Origin of the sequence: Gallibacter sp. Marseille-QA0791 (assembly GCF_965119705.1) — a bacterium.
Taxonomy (GTDB): Bacteria; Bacillota; Clostridia; order Peptostreptococcales; family Anaerovoracaceae; genus Lentihominibacter; species Lentihominibacter excrementipullorum.
Genome location: NZ_CBCPMH010000001.1, coordinates 2,378,158 through 2,394,253, shown reverse-complemented (window position 1 = coordinate 2,394,253; position 16,096 = coordinate 2,378,158). Strand labels below are relative to the sequence as shown.

The 16,096-nt window shown below is 50.0% G+C and carries 16 protein-coding genes; 6 read left to right on the top strand and 10 right to left on the bottom strand.

All coding sequences use genetic code 11. The features are described 5' to 3' along the window. Nucleotides 1–46: 46 nt before the first annotated feature. Entirely contained in the window at nt 47–1,600 is a 1,554-nt protein-coding gene (locus ACQY69_RS11040) for a helix-turn-helix domain-containing protein (RefSeq protein WP_428260570.1), read from the top strand. A 46-nt stretch (nt 1,601–1,646) separates the two neighbouring features. After that, on the top strand, nt 1,647–2,777 hold the full coding sequence (locus ACQY69_RS11035) for a 3-phosphoglycerate dehydrogenase (RefSeq protein WP_428260569.1): 1,131 nt from the start codon (nt 1,647–1,649) through the stop codon (nt 2,775–2,777). A 134-nt stretch (nt 2,778–2,911) separates the two neighbouring features. Here the strand turns inward: ACQY69_RS11035 and feoB are convergent, their stop codons facing one another. The 4 genes from feoB to ACQY69_RS11015 all read right to left on the bottom strand — a co-directional run bounded on the left by feoB (nt 2,912) and on the right by ACQY69_RS11015 (nt 7,424). Further along, nucleotides 2,912–5,296, bottom strand: coding sequence for a ferrous iron transport protein B (gene feoB / locus ACQY69_RS11030; protein WP_428261056.1), 2,385 nt, complete (start codon nt 5,294–5,296; stop codon nt 2,912–2,914). A 73-nt stretch (nt 5,297–5,369) separates the two neighbouring features. Then, nucleotides 5,370–6,236 (bottom strand): YihY/virulence factor BrkB family protein, encoded by an 867-nt coding sequence (locus ACQY69_RS11025; RefSeq protein ID WP_428260568.1) that lies wholly within the window; start codon nt 6,234–6,236, stop codon nt 5,370–5,372. Continuing rightward, nucleotides 6,237–6,845 (bottom strand): RdgB/HAM1 family non-canonical purine NTP pyrophosphatase, encoded by a 609-nt coding sequence (gene rdgB, locus ACQY69_RS11020; RefSeq protein WP_428260567.1) that lies wholly within the window; start codon nt 6,843–6,845, stop codon nt 6,237–6,239. Between the two features lie 27 nt (nt 6,846–6,872). Continuing rightward, the gene (locus ACQY69_RS11015; RefSeq protein WP_428260566.1) at nt 6,873–7,424 is read right to left on the bottom strand and encodes a manganese efflux pump MntP family protein; all 552 of its coding nucleotides are present in this window, start codon (nt 7,422–7,424) and stop codon (nt 6,873–6,875) included. A gap of 132 nt (nt 7,425–7,556) precedes the next feature. On the opposite strand from ACQY69_RS11015, the gene ACQY69_RS11010 reads away from it, so the two are divergent. The 3 genes from ACQY69_RS11010 (at nt 7,557) to ACQY69_RS11000 (ending at nt 10,767) form a co-directional block, all read left to right on the top strand. Beyond that, nucleotides 7,557–8,471: a D-2-hydroxyacid dehydrogenase gene (locus tag ACQY69_RS11010; RefSeq protein WP_428260565.1), complete on the top strand. Its 915-nt coding sequence runs from the start codon at nt 7,557–7,559 to the stop codon at nt 8,469–8,471. 96 nt (nt 8,472–8,567) lie between these two features. Next, nucleotides 8,568–9,875, top strand: a complete 1,308-nt coding sequence (locus ACQY69_RS11005) for a Na+/H+ antiporter NhaC family protein (protein WP_428260564.1) — start codon at nt 8,568–8,570, stop codon at nt 9,873–9,875. 106 nt (nt 9,876–9,981) lie between these two features. Beyond that, nucleotides 9,982–10,767, top strand: coding sequence for a hypothetical protein (locus tag ACQY69_RS11000; protein ID WP_428260563.1), 786 nt, complete (start codon nt 9,982–9,984; stop codon nt 10,765–10,767). 169 nt (nt 10,768–10,936) lie between these two features. Here ACQY69_RS11000 and groL read toward each other — a convergent pair whose 3' ends face one another. From groL to ACQY69_RS10980, 4 genes are all read right to left on the bottom strand, one after another. Then, complete coding sequence (gene groL, locus ACQY69_RS10995) at nt 10,937–12,571, bottom strand: chaperonin GroEL (RefSeq protein ID WP_428260562.1); 1,635 nt, start codon at nt 12,569–12,571, stop codon at nt 10,937–10,939. Nucleotides 12,572–12,638: 67 nt separating this feature from the next. Continuing rightward, complete coding sequence (locus ACQY69_RS10990) at nt 12,639–12,911, bottom strand: co-chaperone GroES (protein WP_428261055.1); 273 nt, start codon at nt 12,909–12,911, stop codon at nt 12,639–12,641. Between the two features lie 172 nt (nt 12,912–13,083). Then, nucleotides 13,084–13,971, bottom strand: coding sequence for a DNA-3-methyladenine glycosylase family protein (locus tag ACQY69_RS10985; RefSeq protein ID WP_428260561.1), 888 nt, complete (start codon nt 13,969–13,971; stop codon nt 13,084–13,086). Further along, nucleotides 13,968–14,774 (bottom strand): hypothetical protein, encoded by an 807-nt coding sequence (locus tag ACQY69_RS10980; protein ID WP_428260560.1) that lies wholly within the window; start codon nt 14,772–14,774, stop codon nt 13,968–13,970. Before ACQY69_RS10980 ends, ACQY69_RS10985 begins: the two co-directional genes overlap by 4 nt. A 73-nt stretch (nt 14,775–14,847) precedes the next feature. Between ACQY69_RS10980 and ACQY69_RS10975 the strand changes: the two genes are divergently transcribed. Next, nucleotides 14,848–15,021: a DUF362 domain-containing protein gene (locus ACQY69_RS10975; RefSeq protein WP_428260559.1), complete on the top strand. Its 174-nt coding sequence runs from the start codon at nt 14,848–14,850 to the stop codon at nt 15,019–15,021. Between the two features lie 78 nt (nt 15,022–15,099). Here the strand turns inward: ACQY69_RS10975 and ACQY69_RS10970 are convergent, their stop codons facing one another. After that, nucleotides 15,100–15,750 carry a redox-sensing transcriptional repressor Rex gene (locus ACQY69_RS10970; protein WP_428260558.1) on the bottom strand — a complete coding sequence of 217 codons (651 nt, stop codon included), beginning with the start codon at nt 15,748–15,750 and terminating at the stop codon, nt 15,100–15,102. A gap of 18 nt (nt 15,751–15,768) precedes the next feature. Continuing rightward, entirely contained in the window at nt 15,769–15,996 is a 228-nt protein-coding gene (gene acpP, locus ACQY69_RS10965) for an acyl carrier protein (protein ID WP_428260557.1), read from the bottom strand. Nucleotides 15,997–16,096: the final 100 nt, after the last annotated feature.

Genomic DNA, 16,096 nt, shown 5'->3' with positions numbered 1-16,096 from the left:
GCTCCACGCTCTCTACAGCTCTGACGAGGACAACCTGACTTGTATATTGGAGATCAACTCCGACTTCTACGACCCCATCGCCGAAGAGACCATATTCGTATCATATTACAACCTCTACCGGGATGCTGCCGGCGTGGATTTCGACAAGATAGTCAATACGCTGAAAAGGCTCTTCACCCTTCATTTGACAGCAATACGTGAAAACACCCGAGGCGACACCGTGACCTTTCCCACATGTACCAATGATAGTGATGCCGAATACGAAAAGGTGCTGCTCCGCTCGCTGATAAATTACTTTGAGCTCCACTTCACGTCCGAGTTCTTCCTTTTGAGCGACCACAGGGAGAACACCCTGAGAGACAACATCGTTCAAGCTAACAGGCTGAAAAGCATCATGATATATTTTTATGAACACTTTCCTCAGAAAATACAGCTCCAGGACGTGGCTGACCTGACCTTCGTCAACAGGTACCATATTTCCCACCTGGTCAAAGAAGGTATCGGCTATACCTTTTCCGAACTGCTGCAGCATATACGAATAGAAAAATCGGAGGTATACCTGTTAGGCACTGATATGCCTATCAACAGGATAGTTTTCGAGCTGGGCTTTTCTTCTTACAGATATTTCAGCCAGCATTTCAAAAAACTATTCCATATGACACCTACGGCATACAGGAAAAAATATGGCCCTGCCACCATCAGACACAAAGAGCTTTCCTACAGGCATGATACCAACGCTTCCGATCTTCAGACTGTTCTGGATATCCTTGGCTGCGAACACCCGGCCGAAACCGGAAAACAGTCTTCCGGGCTTTCACCTGTACACCTCATCATGTCGTCAGAAGTAAAACGACTGCGTTCGTGCCGGCAGCCGCTGACATCTGTTTCAGACATAGTGCTACCGGAGAAGAGTCTCTTGTACGATTCTCCCTACTTCCCGGCGCTGATGCTCCACATGATGGGCAATAACATCGCTGGTTTCATTCGTCGGTTCCCTCAGTTTTTCAGCCCGGAAACCGGCAACTCATCACATCCTTTCACAGGGCTCTCAGGGAACATCACCGCCTCAGGTATCAGAAAATCGACCTTTTATCTGTCTCAGCTGCTGGAGCCCTTCATCGCCAGAGGCTCTGTGTCCCTTCCGGGGTTCCTGTCCCACAGATCGGAAGATTGTATCCATCAGCTTTTCTTCAACTTGCCCGCGGAATTCGAACATCTGACGACGGAACAGCTCTCAGCGCCCGACATACTCAAACGGGCTGAAATGGCGGCATCTTCCCCCGAGCGGAAATGGACAGCGGTCTTCGATGAAGCCAGCAGCAATCCCATCCTGATAGAGATCCACACACTTCAGCTGGATCTGGATGCCTTCATTCAGTGGCAGCGACTGGGAAAGCCTGATTTTTCCGGCTCCTCCGGCGATCACGACAACTCTGACAGCAGCGCAAAAAATCTCAGCAGTCTATTGAACCAGGGCTCTGTACCGCAGATACGGCTGGAAAAATCAGCGATTTCAAACCTCGGCGCGTCCTTTGATATTTCCCTGCCTCCTTTTGGCGTGCGATATATCGCCCTTCGGGACTTTACCTCATCATTGTAAAGTGGTATAATTATCACAATTATTAGTAATTAGTGAGGTAGAAAAAATGTACAAGATAGGCACTTTAAACAAGATTTCACCGGTAGGACTGGCAAGACTTACCGATGATTACACCATAACCGAGAACGTGCAGGAGGCTAACAGCATAATCCTGAGGAGCTACAACATGCACGACATGGAATTCTCTCCTGATTTGCTGGCTATAGGAAGAGCCGGCGCAGGAGTCAACAATATTCCTCTGGACAAGTGCGCCCAGCAGGGCATCGTAGTTTTCAATGCTCCGGGAGCTAACGCCAACGCTGTGAAGGAGCTGTGTCTTTCAGGAATGTTCCTGGCCGCGAGAAATATCCCTGCAGGTCTGGAGTGGGCAAAGACCCTCGCAGGTACTGAAGACGTAGGCAAGGCTGTGGAAAAGGGCAAAGGCCAGTTCGCCGGCACTGAGATAAAGGGAAAGACACTGGGTGTCATCGGTCTGGGAGCCATCGGAGCCATGGTAGCCAACGCCGCCGAAAGCCTGGGAATGGACGTCATCGGTTATGACCCGTTCCTGTCGATAAAGGCCGCCCTCTCCCTGTCCAACACCATAAAGATAGTGGACTCTCCTAAGGATCTTTATCCTCAGTGCGACTACATAACCATACACGTTCCGGCCAACGATAATACGAAAGGAATGATCGATGCCGCCGCTTTCGCTCAGATGAAGGATGGCGTCGTGTTCCTCAATTTTGCCAGAGATAAACTGGTAAACGATGCTGACCTGCTGGCTGCCATCGGATCAGGCAAGGTGAAAAAATACGTTACGGACTTCCCTAACGATACCGTAATAGGCAAGGAAGGTGTCATCGCCCTGCCTCACCTGGGAGCATCATCGGCGGAAGCGGAAGACAACTGCGCCGCCATGGCTGTCGATCAGGTGATGGACTATCTGGAAAACGGCAATATCGTCAACTCAGTCAACATGCCGGCCTGCTCGCTGGGTCCTAAGAAGGGCACCAGAGTATCGGTCATCTCGAAGGCCGACGCCGGCGTACTGGAAAAAGTGGCCGAAGTCTGCGACGGAGACGTTATCAACAAGGTTCGCGGCGAATACGCCTATACCCTGGGCGAAGCATCGGGCGACATAGACGGATCCGCCATCGCAGGAGAAGGCGTCATCAGAGTGAGGATACTCAAATAGCACAGATTGTTCAGTATCCATGGAAACTGTGAGGGCAACGCCATAAAAATCACAAAGGGCAACCGTATCGACGAAAAAATCAACGCCGATATGGCTGCCCTTTTTATTTGAAAGTTTCCTGCAAGATCATACCATCAAAATCCTAACGCCGTTCCTGCCAGCATGACGATGAAGGCAGCTGCCCATGCGACAGCACACTGGCCGACTACGACGCCCAGCGCCCATCTGCCTCCCAGCTCACGCCTCACCGATGCCACGGCGGCGACGCAAGGAGTGTAAAGCAGGCAGAACACAAGTAGCGACAGTGCCGTCAGCGGACTTATGGCGCTGACCAGCGCACCCGTCGAGCCAAACAGTACCGACAGAGTAGATACCACGCTTTCCTTAGCCATGAATCCCGTTATCAGTGCCGTTGATATCCTCCAGTCGCCGAATCCCAGCGGCGCGAACACAGGAGCGATAACTCCGGACACAGACGCCAGCAGGCTGTCCCTGGAGTCGGTCACCACATTCATATGTATATCGAAGGTCTGCAGGAACCAGATGACTATAGTGGCGATGAATATAACGGTAAAGGCCCTCTGCATGAAGTCCTTGGCCTTCTCCCAGATGAGAAAACCCACATTTCTCGCCCCGGGCATCCTGTAATTAGGCAGCTCCATCACGAAGGGAACAGGCTCACCGCGGAAAGCCGTCTTTTTCAGCAGCAGCGCTATCAGCACTCCCACCACCATTCCCGTTATGTACAGACCTATCATCACGACAGCGCCATGCCCCGGGAAAAAGGCGGCTGTAAAGAAAGCGTATATAGGTAATTTGGCAGAACAGCTCATGAAAGGTGTCAGAAGTATGGTCATCTTCCTGTCTCTCTCCGACGGAAGCGTCCTGCTTGCCATGACCCCCGGAACTGTGCAGCCGAAGCCAATGAGCATGGGAACGATACTGCGTCCCGAAAGTCCTATCTTCCTCAGCAGCTTGTCCATGACAAAGGCCACTCTTGCCATGTACCCGCTGTCCTCCAGCAACGACAGGAAAAAGAACAATGTCACTATCGTAGGGAGAAAGCTCAACACGCTCCCAACCCCGTTGAATATACCATCTATCACAAGAGAGTGAAGGACATCATTGACGTCCAACGATGTCAGCAGACCGTCCACCATAGCGGTCAGCGCGCCTATGCCTCTTTCCAGCCAATCCGAAAGAAAAGCCCCTATGACATTGAAGGTTATCCAGAATATTGCTGCCATCACAGCGATGAACGCAGGTATGGCAGTATATTTGCCGGTAAAGATCCTGTCTATCTTGTAACTTCTCTCCCTTTCTCTGCTCTCCTTTGGCTTTATCACCGTCTTCTGACAGACCTTCTCTATAAAACTGAACCTCATATCGGCAATAGCCGCAGCCCTGTCCAGACCACACTCCTCCTCCATCTGAAGGATTATGTGCTCCAGCATCTCCTGTTCATTCTGACTGAGACCCAGACGCTCCAGGATCAAGCCATCGCCTTCGGCCAGCTTGCTGGCGGCGAATCTTACCGGGATGCCTGCCTTCTCCGCGTGATCCTCGATAAGATGCATGATAGCGTGGAGACACCGGTGGACAGCGCCGCCCTTATCGTCAGCATCGCAGAAATCCATCCTTCCCGGTCTCTCCTGATATTTAGCTATATGTACGGCATGGTCGATGAGCTCTCCGATACCCTCTCCTTTGGCGGCGGAAATAGGAACTACCGGGATCCCCAGCATATTTTCCATCTCGTTGACCTTTATGGCTCCTCCGTTTTCCCTGACCTCGTCCATCATGTTCAACGCCAGTACCATAGGTATATTGAGCTCCATCAACTGCATGGTCAGATACAGATTGCGCTCTATGTTGGTAGCATCTACGATATTTATTATCCCTCTGACGTCTCCATGAAGGACGAATTCTCTCGTTACGATTTCTTCGCTGCTGTACGGCGACATGGAATATATCCCCGGCAGATCTGTCACCAGCGTATCATCATGGCCTTTTATCACACCATCCTTCCTGTCCACCGTGACGCCCGGGAAATTCCCCACATGCTGATTGGCACCGGTCAGCTGATTAAAGAGTGTAGTCTTGCCACAGTTCTGATTCCCCGCCAAAGCGAAGGACAGCGTCTCTCCCTCCGGCAATGGATCTTCATCGGCCTTTACGTGATACTTTCCTCCTTCTCCGAGGCCCGGGTGCTCCATAGGTCTGGATCCGGCTCCGTTCCCGGACATGTCAGGATCCGCCCCCTTCGTTCCTGTGCCTCTGGCCTCCTTCGCGTCTCTCACGTCGTTGACGATTATCTTCGCTGCGTCATCCTTACGCAACGTCAGTTCATACCCATGTATCCTCAGCTCCAACGGGTCCCCCATTGGGGCGTATTTCACCATGGTCGCCTGAACGCCCGGTATCAGACCCATGTCGAGAAAATGCTGCCGCAGCGCCCCTTCTCCGCCCACTGATACGACAGTGGCTGTCTTTCCGATATCCAGATCCTTCAACGTGATCTTTTCCCTGTCTGTAATTTTCTTATCATTATCATTGCTCATGCGCCCGTAAATTCCTTTCGACACCGTGATCTCACATTCTGCGTACAGGAGGAGTCCTTTTGCTGAAATCCACCCTCGTATCATCCCATACTTTTATGCACAGGACGCCGAGACACAGGACCCATGCCAGCAAATAGAACCAGAACATTATACCTACTACCGACGACAGTGCTCCATACAGCAAGTCGTATTCCGCCAGAGAGCTGGCGTATTTGGAATAGCCCACCGTCACCAGCAACATACCTACCGAAGCAAATAAGCTGCCCGGAAGCATCTTCCTGAACGGGATCTTCTCCGTAGGCAACAGATAGTAATTATAGCTGACCATAAGGAAGTAAAGAAGAAAGCCCAGTATCCATCTGAGCCACATCCATATGTTGTCGGCATATACTTGTGAATCCAGCCTGAGTACCGACAGGATGGCTTCCAGTATCAGCTTGCCGTAAGCCAGTATTATCAGTGAAAATGATATTGTGAATATGGTTATCACAATGGTCTTTATGGCCCTGAATCGCTCGATGAAGTAATTCCTTCCAGTGCTCTTGCCTCCCGTCAAAGTATAATTGGTTATCCTCATGATGGAGAAGGACGCCCTGGATCCGGCCCAGAGGGCTATGGCAGCGAACACTACAGAGCTGAGGCCAGCTGACCTGAACTCGAACAGTTCTCTGAACATCGCCGACATTTCCCGCCCTGTATAAGATTCTATCAATTTCAGCGCGCTTTCCAGTGATATGTCAAATATTCCCAGTATCTGTGTCATCAACAGGAATATGGGTACTATCGACAACAGCAGATAAAAGGACACCTGCGCGGCAAATCCCTGATAATACGGATCCTGCAGCTGCTTTATGGTCAATATGAACATTTTAAGCAATCTTGCTCTCAATCTGGCCATCTAACGGCTCACCTCTTTGTCCATAAGCTTCTTTCTGAGATTTTTGAGAGCATTGGCTCTGTGGCTTATGGCATTTTTCACTTCCGGCGCAAGCTCTCCAAAGGTCTGCTCATATCCATCCGGTACAAACAGCGGGTCGTATCCAAAACCTTCACGTCCCCGCTTTTCCGTGATCAGATGACCTTCCACTTCCCCCCTGGCAACGATGGACTGTCCATCGGGGAATACCATCGTTATCACCGAGACGAACCGGGCTGTCCGGTTTTCGTACGGTACATCCTTTATCAGCCCTATCAGCTTCCTGTTGTTAGCGTCGTCGTCTCCATCTGTTCCCGCGAATCTGGCGGAATATACTCCCGGAGCGCCATTAAGACAGTCAACGACCAGTCCCGAATCATCGGCGATTGTCGTTCTGCCGCAGAGCTTCATTATCTCATACGCCTTTTTGTATGAGTTTTCCTCGAAAGTCTCTCCGTCTTCGACGATTTCCACGTCAGGAACACCGGCCTCGTCCTTTGATATTATGGACATACCGAATTCTGCCGTTATCGCTTCTATTTCCTTTATCTTGTGCTTGTTCCCGGTGGCAGCAACAATCGTTTTTTCCATTTTTCATCACCTTATCTGTCCTATAGATCAAAACAATGCTTTGACTCCTATCACTATGAGGATGATACCTCCCAGTATCTCGGCCCGGCATCCCAGCATATCGCCAAATTGCCGCCCAATGAATATGGCAGCGACGACAATAAGCACGGTCACTGCCCCTATCAGAGCCGACGGTCCGAGTATACCGATGCCTGCCGCGCTGAATCCGATCCCCACGGCAAAGGCGTCTATACTGGTAGCAACAGCCTGTAAAAACAACACCTTCAGCGTCATCACCTTGACGGGACAGACCTCATGAGCCTTCAAATCATCGATACCCTCTTTCAACATCTTCAATCCTATGATGCCCAGTATCACGAATATTACTATGCCCGAATACCTGGTTATCACACTTGCGAACAATCCTCCCGCGTAATACCCCAGTATAGGCATCAACAACTGAAACACTCCGAAAAACACCGGCATCATCACATATGTAAATCTGCTCAGGTTCTTGTACACCATTCCGTTAGTCATGGATACGGCCGCCGCATCCATCGCCAGCCCCGCGCCTATCAGCAGTATATCGGCAAAACTCATTGGATCCCCTTTCTGTCAGCGAAATGCATACAAACGATTATACCATACATGACCTGGACTTTCCAACTCTCATGGTGTAAAATACTTTCTGTAGTTTCGAGTAATAAACCATTGACAATTGGAGGTCAATACATGGATATTGTAATTTTCGACGGATATACCATAAATCCCGGAGATCTGAGCTGGAGCAAACTGGAAAAGCTGTGTGACAGACTGACTGTCTTCGACGCGACGCCGCCCGATAAGGCGCTCTCCCGTATCGGCAACAGTGAGATACTGATGACCAGCAAATGCCGCATAACGAGGGAGTTCATGGAGCAATGCCCTAATTTGAAATATATAGGCTCCACAGCTACAGGGTACAACAACATTGATGTTGAAGCGGCCGCCGACATGGGGATCGCTGTCACCAATATACCTGCTTACTCTACCGACGCAGTAGCGCAGCATACTATCGCCCTTATCCTTGAGCTGGCCAACAACGTGGGTCTCCACAATCGATCTGTCCAGGAAGGCCAGTGGTCCGATTGCAAATACTTCTGTTACTGGAAAAAACCGGTGACTTTGCTGACAGGGAAATCGCTGGGGATAATCGGATATGGAGCCATCGGCAAACGGGTAGCCGAAATCGCCAGAGCCCTGGGAATGACGGTGAATATTTATCGCGAAGATCCTGAAGGCGCCATGAAATCCGATTTCGTATCCCTCCATTGTCCGCTCACAGAGGATAATAAGAGGATGGTCAATGCTGATTTCATCGTCAACATGAAGCCAGGCGCTGTTTTCATCAACACCGCCAGAGGCGGACTGGTAGATGAGCGAGCTCTTGCTGATGCCCTCAAATCAGGTTTTCTCAGCGCGGCGGCTGTAGATGTGCTGGAAACAGAGCCGCCTTCCATAGACTGCCCGCTGCTGGGTATAGATAACTGTATCATCACGCCTCATATGGCCTGGTCTCCTAAAGAGATGCGTCAGGCTGTGATAGACGTGCTGGCTGAGAACCTGCAAAGCTGGCTGAACGGCGGCAGGCTCAACAGAGTGGAATAAAGGCCGGTATATGACGCCTCATTTCAGGCCGCGAACGGAGACCGTCCAGTAACTTAATGTCGCATTTCACGCGTTAAATCAACGAAAGGATCTTCTATGAAGTATCGTGGTTTTGCCCTGTTGCCTTTTTTCGTATTCATCGTAGTCTTTGCCGGCGCAGGTATAATAAGCAGAGATTTTTACAGTATGCCAGCCTATGTGGCTTTCATCATAGCTCTATTCGTTGCCCTTCTCCAGAACAGAGGAAAGTCTTTCGAAGAAAAGCTGAAGACTGCCGCCAAAGGCGCAGGCGATACCAATATCATAACCATGGTGCTGATATTCCTTGTGGCCGGAGCTTTCTCCGGCATCGTCACCGCCTCCGGCGGCGTCGAAAGCACAGTGAATTTCGGCCTTTCCATGATCCCGCCTCAGTATATGGTCGCCGGGATCTTCGTCATAGGCTGCTTCATCTCCCTTTCAATGGGAACATCCATGGGAACCATCACCGCACTGGCGCCTATAGCGTTGGGAGTCTCCCAGCAGGCTGATATACCCATCGCCATCTGTGTTGGTGCCACAGTATGCGGCGCCATGTTCGGCGATAATCTTTCCATGATATCCGATACGACTATCGCTGCTGTACGGACTCAGGGCTGTCAGATGAAAGATAAGTTCAAGCAGAATTTTTTCATCGTCTTCCCGGCCGCCTTGCTGACAATAGTCATCTTTTACCTGCAAACATCTCATCTCACCTACAAGCCCGACACTTACGACTACAATTTCGTCGAGATCATTCCATATCTGATCGTGCTGGTCGGTGCGCTGGCCGGTTTCAACGTTTTCGCCGTGCTGTTTTCCGGCATCGCGTTGTCGGTGATGACAGGAGTCTTCAATGGCTCCTTCACATTCCTCGAATCTTTCAGCATCATCGGAAAAGGTATGACAGACCTGTTCGAGATATCCATCATCTCTATCATTGTCGCCTGCATGGTATCTCTTATACGTGAAAACGGCGGCATCGCTCTTATCATAGAGACCATAAAGAGATCTGTGAGCGGAAAGCGCGGAGCAGAACTTGGGATAGGCCTGCTGGTGCTGCTGGTCGACATGTGTACCGCCAACAATACGGTCGCTATCGTCATGTCAGGTCCTGTTGCCAAGGAGATCGGCGATGAGTTCGGCGTCGAATCTAAACGTGTCGCGTCGATACTGGACATATTCGCCTCCGTAGGCCAGGGACTGCTTCCCTACGGCGCCCAGCTCCTGACAGCTGCCGCTCTGACAGGGATCACGCCGCTGGATGCCTTTCCGTATCTCTACTATCCGATACTGATGCTGGTGAGCGTATTGCTTTTCATCGCCTTCAGGCCCCAAAAAAGCAAGCTTGACGGCGCGCCTCCGCAAAAAAATCACAAAGTATAAAAATAACGTGGCAACAGCAACACTTTATGGTCTAAAATATGATATCATGTAATCAGTTACAGTTAACAGCAGAAGATTTCTTCTATGATTTTGAAAGGTGTGATATATGATGATCGGTTTTGATGTCAAGAAACATATTCAGCGGAACGTCCAGAAGACAATGGAGGAATTTGCAGCAAGGGAGGATATCGTGACGAAATTCGGAACGCCTCTCATCGGATACGTGGATGCCCGTCATCCCCTCTTCAACATATTCATGGACAAAAATATGAGCGATCACCCGAAAAATATCTATCGTCCGGGCATAACGCTGATAATCCATGCTATCCCATACGATATGGAGGCGATGAGAAGCAACGAGGAAGATGGCGCTCCTTCCCCACAGTGGGTAAGGGCTTTTACGGAATCCACCTGGCTTTCCATGGCTATCAACAGAGCTGTAAGAGGCGCCCTCGACATGGCCGGACGTCTCTCCTCCTGTCTCAATACGCCAATGGACTGGAATGAGAAGACATTCCGTGGTACGTGGTCCCATAAACTGGCGGCTTACGCGGCCGGCATGGGCGACTTCGGACCGGCTGAATCCTTCCGTACCGCCGATGGCTGTTATGGACTCCGTGTCGGTTCACTGATAACTGACGGCAAATACGCGGAGGAGGTGGAGCCTATGAGCGATGAACAGCTGGAAGCCGCCTATCTCCACATCCTGAGAAGCAGCATGTATCAGGAAGCCGATGGCATCTCCTGCTCTGCCGAGATGATAGCTGCATGTCCCGGAAATGCCATTTCGGAAAAGGGTATAGACCGCGCCAAATGTCAGGCGTACTGCAAAACTATCGACAAATACATTCCATGTCCTGATGTGTGCGGCAAATGTTTCAGATTCAAATAAGCGCATATACAGACATTTCTCATCACCTGAGCGATCGACATGATAGTCTGTCGTTCTGCGGCCTCTCAGCGGGATGATAAATAATACGCAAAAGAGAACCCCGGGAAAGGAGTCATCCTTGAGATACTCGCCCTCCCGGGGTTTTATTTTCTGTTCTTTATCGTCGGCCTTACATCATTCCAGGCATTCCGCCGCCCATGCCGCCGCCCATAGGCATTGCAGGCTCTTCAGCCGGAACATCTGTTATACCCGCTTCAGTAGTCAGCAGCATTGCCGAAGCCGATGCAGCGTTCTGAAGAGCAGATCTCGTTACCTTAGCCGGATCTACGATTCCTGCGCCTATCATATCTACATATTCTTCGGTGGCTGCGTTGAAGCCTACGCCTTCCTTGCTGTCCTTGACCTGAGCCACTACTACACTGCCTTCGAATCCAGCGTTTTCAGCGATCTGTCTTACAGGCTCTTCAAGGGCTCTCACGATGATAGCGCCGCCTGTCTTCGCATCGCCTTCCAGTCCGTCAACATACTTGGAAACTGCAGGGATAGCGTTTACCAGGGCAACTCCGCCGCCCGATACGATACCTTCCTCCACTGCTGCCTTAGTTGAGTTGAGGGCATCCTCTATTCTCAGCTTCCTTTCCTTCAGCTCGGTCTCAGTAGCTGCACCCACCTTGATGACTGCTACGCCGCCTGCCAGCTTGGCAAGTCTCTCCTGAGTCTTTTCTCTGTCGAAATCGGAAGTAGTGTTCTCTATCTGAGTCTTTATCTGGGATACTCTCGCTTCTATCTCCTTGGCATCTCCCGCACCGCCTACGATAACGGTATTTTCCTTGTCGACCTTCACTGTAGCTGCGCTTCCCAGCATATCCAGCGTCGTCTCCTTCAGCTCATATCCCAGCTCTTCGGAAATCACTGTGCCGCCTGTCAGGATGGCGATATCCTCAAGCATAGCCTTTCTCCTGTCTCCGAATCCAGGGGCCTTTACAGCTACGCAGTCGAATGTACCCTTCAGCTTGTTGACTATCAGTGTAGCCAGCGCTTCTCCTTCCAGATCATCACAGATTATGAACAGCTTTCTTCCCTGCTGTACGATCTGCTCCAGTACAGGCAGTATATCCTGGATGTTGGATATCTTCTTATCCGTTATCAGTATATATGGGTTCTCCAGCACGGCTTCCATCTTTTCAGTATCCGTCACCATGTAAGGCGAGAAATAGCCTCTGTCGAACTGCATTCCTTCTACTACCTCGAGGGTCGTCCCCATTGTCTTGGACTCTTCTACAGTGATGACGCCGTCTTTGCCCACCTTTTCCATAGCCTCTGCTATCAGTCCGCCGATCTCTTCGTCGGCAGCCGATACGGACGCTACCTGAGCGATGCTCTCGCTGCTGTCCACAGAGTTTGCCAGTCTCTTTATCTCATCTACGGCAACATCTACAGCTCCCTGGATCCCTCTCTTGAGTACCATAGGATTTGCTCCCGCAGCTACATTCTTGAATCCTTCCTTTATTATTATCTGAGCCAGCAATGTAGCTGTCGTAGTACCGTCACCCGCTACATCATTGGTCTTGGATGCCACTTCTTTTACTACCTGGGCTCCCATATTCTCTACCGCGTCTTCCAGCTCTATTTCTCTGGCGATAGTCACGCCGTCATTGGTGATGAGAGGCGATCCGAACTTTTTATCGATCAGCACGTTCCTGCCTTTAGGCCCTAATGTGATCTTCACTGTATCCGCCAGTTTATCGACACCTGCCTGAAGCTTCCTTCTGGCATCTTCTCCGTAATGTAATTCCTTTGCCATTGTAAAAATCCCTCCTTATGTTTGTCCAGCGGAGCTGGACATCAGCGTCCCCCTCGGGGCTCCTCAACTATTCAACTGTTGCCAGAATGTCTCTCTGACTCATTATCGAGTACTCTTCGCCGTCGTATTTGACATCAGTACCGGCATACTGGGAGAAAATAACCTTGTCTCCTACTTTGAGTTCCATCTTCTCATCGTCAGTTCCAGGTCCTACGGCGACTACTTCCGCCATCTGTGGTCTTTCCTTGGCGGAGCCTGTCAACAGGATCCCGCTGGCCGTCTTTTCTTCGGCTTCGATCTTCTTGATAACAACTCTTGCCCCTAAAGGTTTGATTCCCATACTCATTATTGCCATCTCCTTTACTTTTTCGTTTAAATTTTATACAGAGCATCGCCGCTTCGCACCATGCGGTATCAGCTCTGCTGATTTACACGCCTGTTTGTTAGCACTCATTATTTATGAGTGCTAACTATAATTTACAGCCATTTCCCGTTTTTGTCAACCACCTTTTTCAAATTTCTTTACAGTGAGTTATGTAATAGAAAAGATACTGCTGGGCGATGCCTCCGTATTCCCCGAAAGTCTGCTCTGCGAACCGGGCCATTCCCTTCATATCGCCCTCGTCTATACCGTATAACCTGTGCATGACCTTTCGCACCCACACATCTATGGGGAATCTGTCCAGCTTTCCCATGGAAAACAGAGCGATGCAATTGGCCACCTTCGGTCCGACACCACAGTATCCATTGAGCGCCTCGAAAGCCTCCTGCGACGTGACCTCCGGCGCACCCAGTCTCTCCAGGCTATCGAGCCCCGCCTCCGCTACCTGACGGGCAGTTTCTATCAGATATTTGCTCCTGTAACCAAGTCTGCACGGCGCCAGCTTCTCCTCCGTGGCTCCCGCCAGCACTTCCGGCGAAGGCAGGTCATAGAATTCCCTGCCCATGAACTGACCTGAAGGGGATCCCAGTGTACGCGCCAGATTATCGATACACTTCTTGATCCGCGGTATGTTGTTGTTCTGAGATATGATAAATGAGAGCAGGGTCTCCCACTTTTCCTGGTTTAGTATCCTGATGCCCTGACCATAATCTATGGCCCGCGCTATGACTTTATCCCTCTCTGCCAGCTTCTCCTTTATCTTGCCATAATCTCTGTCCAGATCCAGGTACTTTCTCCACACCGTCTGAAAATCCTCCTCGTCAGCGCCGTGTATGATCAGAATCTGACTGCTGCCATCGTACTCAATCAGCGCATGTCTGCCGAAAGCTGTCCCCACATACCTGCCTTTTTCATCCCGTTCCCATCTGAAGCACTGGCCGCAATCGAAGATGTTGTCCAGATCGAAATCTCTCACATCTTCGACGATGACGGCATTGCCCTTTTCCTTAACTATCATATCAGCCCTCTCACCTCCAGATCCAGTCTGTTGACGTTGAACGACGTCATCTCTTCTATCCTCTCAACGGCTGTCCTCTGAAACCGCGCGGCTGCTTCGTCCAGTCTTTCTCCGCGGCGAAAGGTGGCGGCCACATATATATCTATCCCATCCTGCATCCGCACGACTCCTACTCTGTTGATCTCCGCTACCTGTCGGTTCTCCCTCCTTACACACTCCACGATATCCGCCATGACTTTTTCCGATATCTCATAGTTCCCCAAATAGCTGTAAGTGGGTCTGACGACAGACTTCTCCGAAATATCTCTCCATGGGCCCAGCTCCTTCAGCAGCCGTCTGACAGGGATCATGAAGTAACCGGAAAACTGGCGCTTGAGCTGGAAAGTAGGAACGGGTATGACATGCTGCCCCATCTCATGCCTCTGTCTTCTGGCGATGTCCCTCTGAGCCTCCGTCGTTATCTCCTCTATGTATATGCTCTCGCCTATACGCCCTATGCCCAGACGTGCCGCTATCTTATCGACCATCCTGTCAGAAGTCCCTATTATCAGTATCGAAGACGGCTTCATCTTCCTGATGGCCGCCACCGTCTCATCTCTGTGGTCATCATCGGTGAACAGAGCCGTCTTGACAGCGCCTACCTTGGTCTTCTGCCGTTTGGCGGATATCCCGGCTACGACCTTATTGCGACAGATGAACAGCCCGTCATCTATGATACTCTCTATGTTTCGCTCCTTACACAGGTTCACAGCCTGAAAACTTTTTCCTGTCCCGCTTTTCCCTATAAGTCCGTAAACTTTCATCTTGAATTCCTCATAAAGGTTTGTTATAATCAGTTTGTCATTTAATGATATAATCTTAAAGGAGGTAGTTAAAATGGCTTATGTAATTAAAGACTCTTGCATCAACTGCGGTGCTTGCGCTGATGAATGTCCTACGGATGCTATTTCGGCTGGTGATTCCATGTACGTTATCGACGCTGACAAGTGTATTGATTGCGGTGCTTGCGCAGGCGCATGTCCTGTTGACGCTCCGGTTCAGGAAGACTAAGAGCGAGCATATATCATCTGAAAACAATAACCGTTTCGAAACGAAACGGTTATTTAATTTTACCGATATTCTTATGTATTATTTCTTTTCTTCCTGGCCTCTGTTCTTGTTCATATGATAGGCCAGAGAATGGAGACTGTCGCTTATATGCATGTTTTCCACGGCTACATGGTTAGGCGTCTCTATGTCTATCGGCGCAAAGTTCCACAGTCCTCTGACACCTGCGAAACATAGCTTATCCGCCACTTCCTGAGCTGCTTCCTTGGTGGTACATATGATACCTATATCGATATCGTTATCCTCAACGAACTCGACTATCCTGTCATAGTCCATGACTTCGATATCGTTTATCTTCATGCCTATAAGCCGGGGATTTATCTCGAATATGCCGCAAACGATGAATCCCGTCTTATAGTAGTATGTATGATTAGCGATGGCCTGGCCCAGGTTCCCTGCGCCTACGACCACCATCTTATACTGCTTATCCAGCCCCAGAATGGCGCTTATTTCATTGTAAAGGCCGTCCACGCTGTATCCGTACCCCTGCTGGCCGAACCCGCCAAAATTGTTGAGATCCTGCCTTATCTGGGATGCGGTATACCCAGTAAGATTACTGAACTCGCTGGAAGATATCTTGTCTATCCCCTTCTTCTGCAGCTCTCTCAGATACCGTCTGTACCTGGGCAGCCTCTTTATCACCGCATTGGAAATCTTCGCCTGTCTTTTCATGATAAAGCCTTTTGCAGTTTACGCTCTGGCCTCGACATAGCTTACGATATCGCTTACTGTCTGGAACTTTTCAGCATCTTCGTCCGGAACTTCGATATCGAACTCATCTTCGATAGCCATAATGATCTCAACAGCATCGAGAGAATCAGCTTCCAGATCCTTCATCAGATGAGTCTCCATCGTGACCTTATCCTCGTCAACTCCCAGCTGCTCAGCGATTATTCCTTTGATCTTGTCTAATGTCATGATATATACCTCCATCACAAAATATACTTTTTCACTTGATTATATCATAGGGTCTTTGCCCCTACAACTTCCAACATTATAGAGGAAGAATTCCCTTATT

Coding starts and splice junctions, on each gene's coding strand:
- groL (WP_428260562.1), bottom strand. CDS start 12,571: ATGGCAAAGGAATTACATTACGGAGAAGATGCCAGAAGGAAGCTTCAG.
- rdgB (WP_428260567.1), bottom strand. CDS start 6,845: ATGGAAAAAACGATTGTTGCTGCCACCGGGAACAAGCACAAGATAAAG.
- ACQY69_RS11005 (WP_428260564.1), top strand. CDS start 8,568: ATGAAGTATCGTGGTTTTGCCCTGTTGCCTTTTTTCGTATTCATCGTA.
- ACQY69_RS11000 (WP_428260563.1), top strand. CDS start 9,982: ATGATGATCGGTTTTGATGTCAAGAAACATATTCAGCGGAACGTCCAG.
- acpP (WP_428260557.1), bottom strand. CDS start 15,996: ATGACATTAGACAAGATCAAAGGAATAATCGCTGAGCAGCTGGGAGTT.
- ACQY69_RS10970 (WP_428260558.1), bottom strand. CDS start 15,750: ATGAAAAGACAGGCGAAGATTTCCAATGCGGTGATAAAGAGGCTGCCC.
- ACQY69_RS11025 (WP_428260568.1), bottom strand. CDS start 6,236: ATGGCCAGATTGAGAGCAAGATTGCTTAAAATGTTCATATTGACCATA.
- ACQY69_RS10985 (WP_428260561.1), bottom strand. CDS start 13,971: ATGATAGTTAAGGAAAAGGGCAATGCCGTCATCGTCGAAGATGTGAGA.
- ACQY69_RS11015 (WP_428260566.1), bottom strand. CDS start 7,424: ATGAGTTTTGCCGATATACTGCTGATAGGCGCGGGGCTGGCGATGGAT.
- ACQY69_RS10980 (WP_428260560.1), bottom strand. CDS start 14,774: ATGAAAGTTTACGGACTTATAGGGAAAAGCGGGACAGGAAAAAGTTTT.
- ACQY69_RS10975 (WP_428260559.1), top strand. CDS start 14,848: ATGGCTTATGTAATTAAAGACTCTTGCATCAACTGCGGTGCTTGCGCT.
- ACQY69_RS10990 (WP_428261055.1), bottom strand. CDS start 12,911: ATGGGAATCAAACCTTTAGGGGCAAGAGTTGTTATCAAGAAGATCGAA.
- ACQY69_RS11035 (WP_428260569.1), top strand. CDS start 1,647: ATGTACAAGATAGGCACTTTAAACAAGATTTCACCGGTAGGACTGGCA.
- ACQY69_RS11010 (WP_428260565.1), top strand. CDS start 7,557: ATGGATATTGTAATTTTCGACGGATATACCATAAATCCCGGAGATCTG.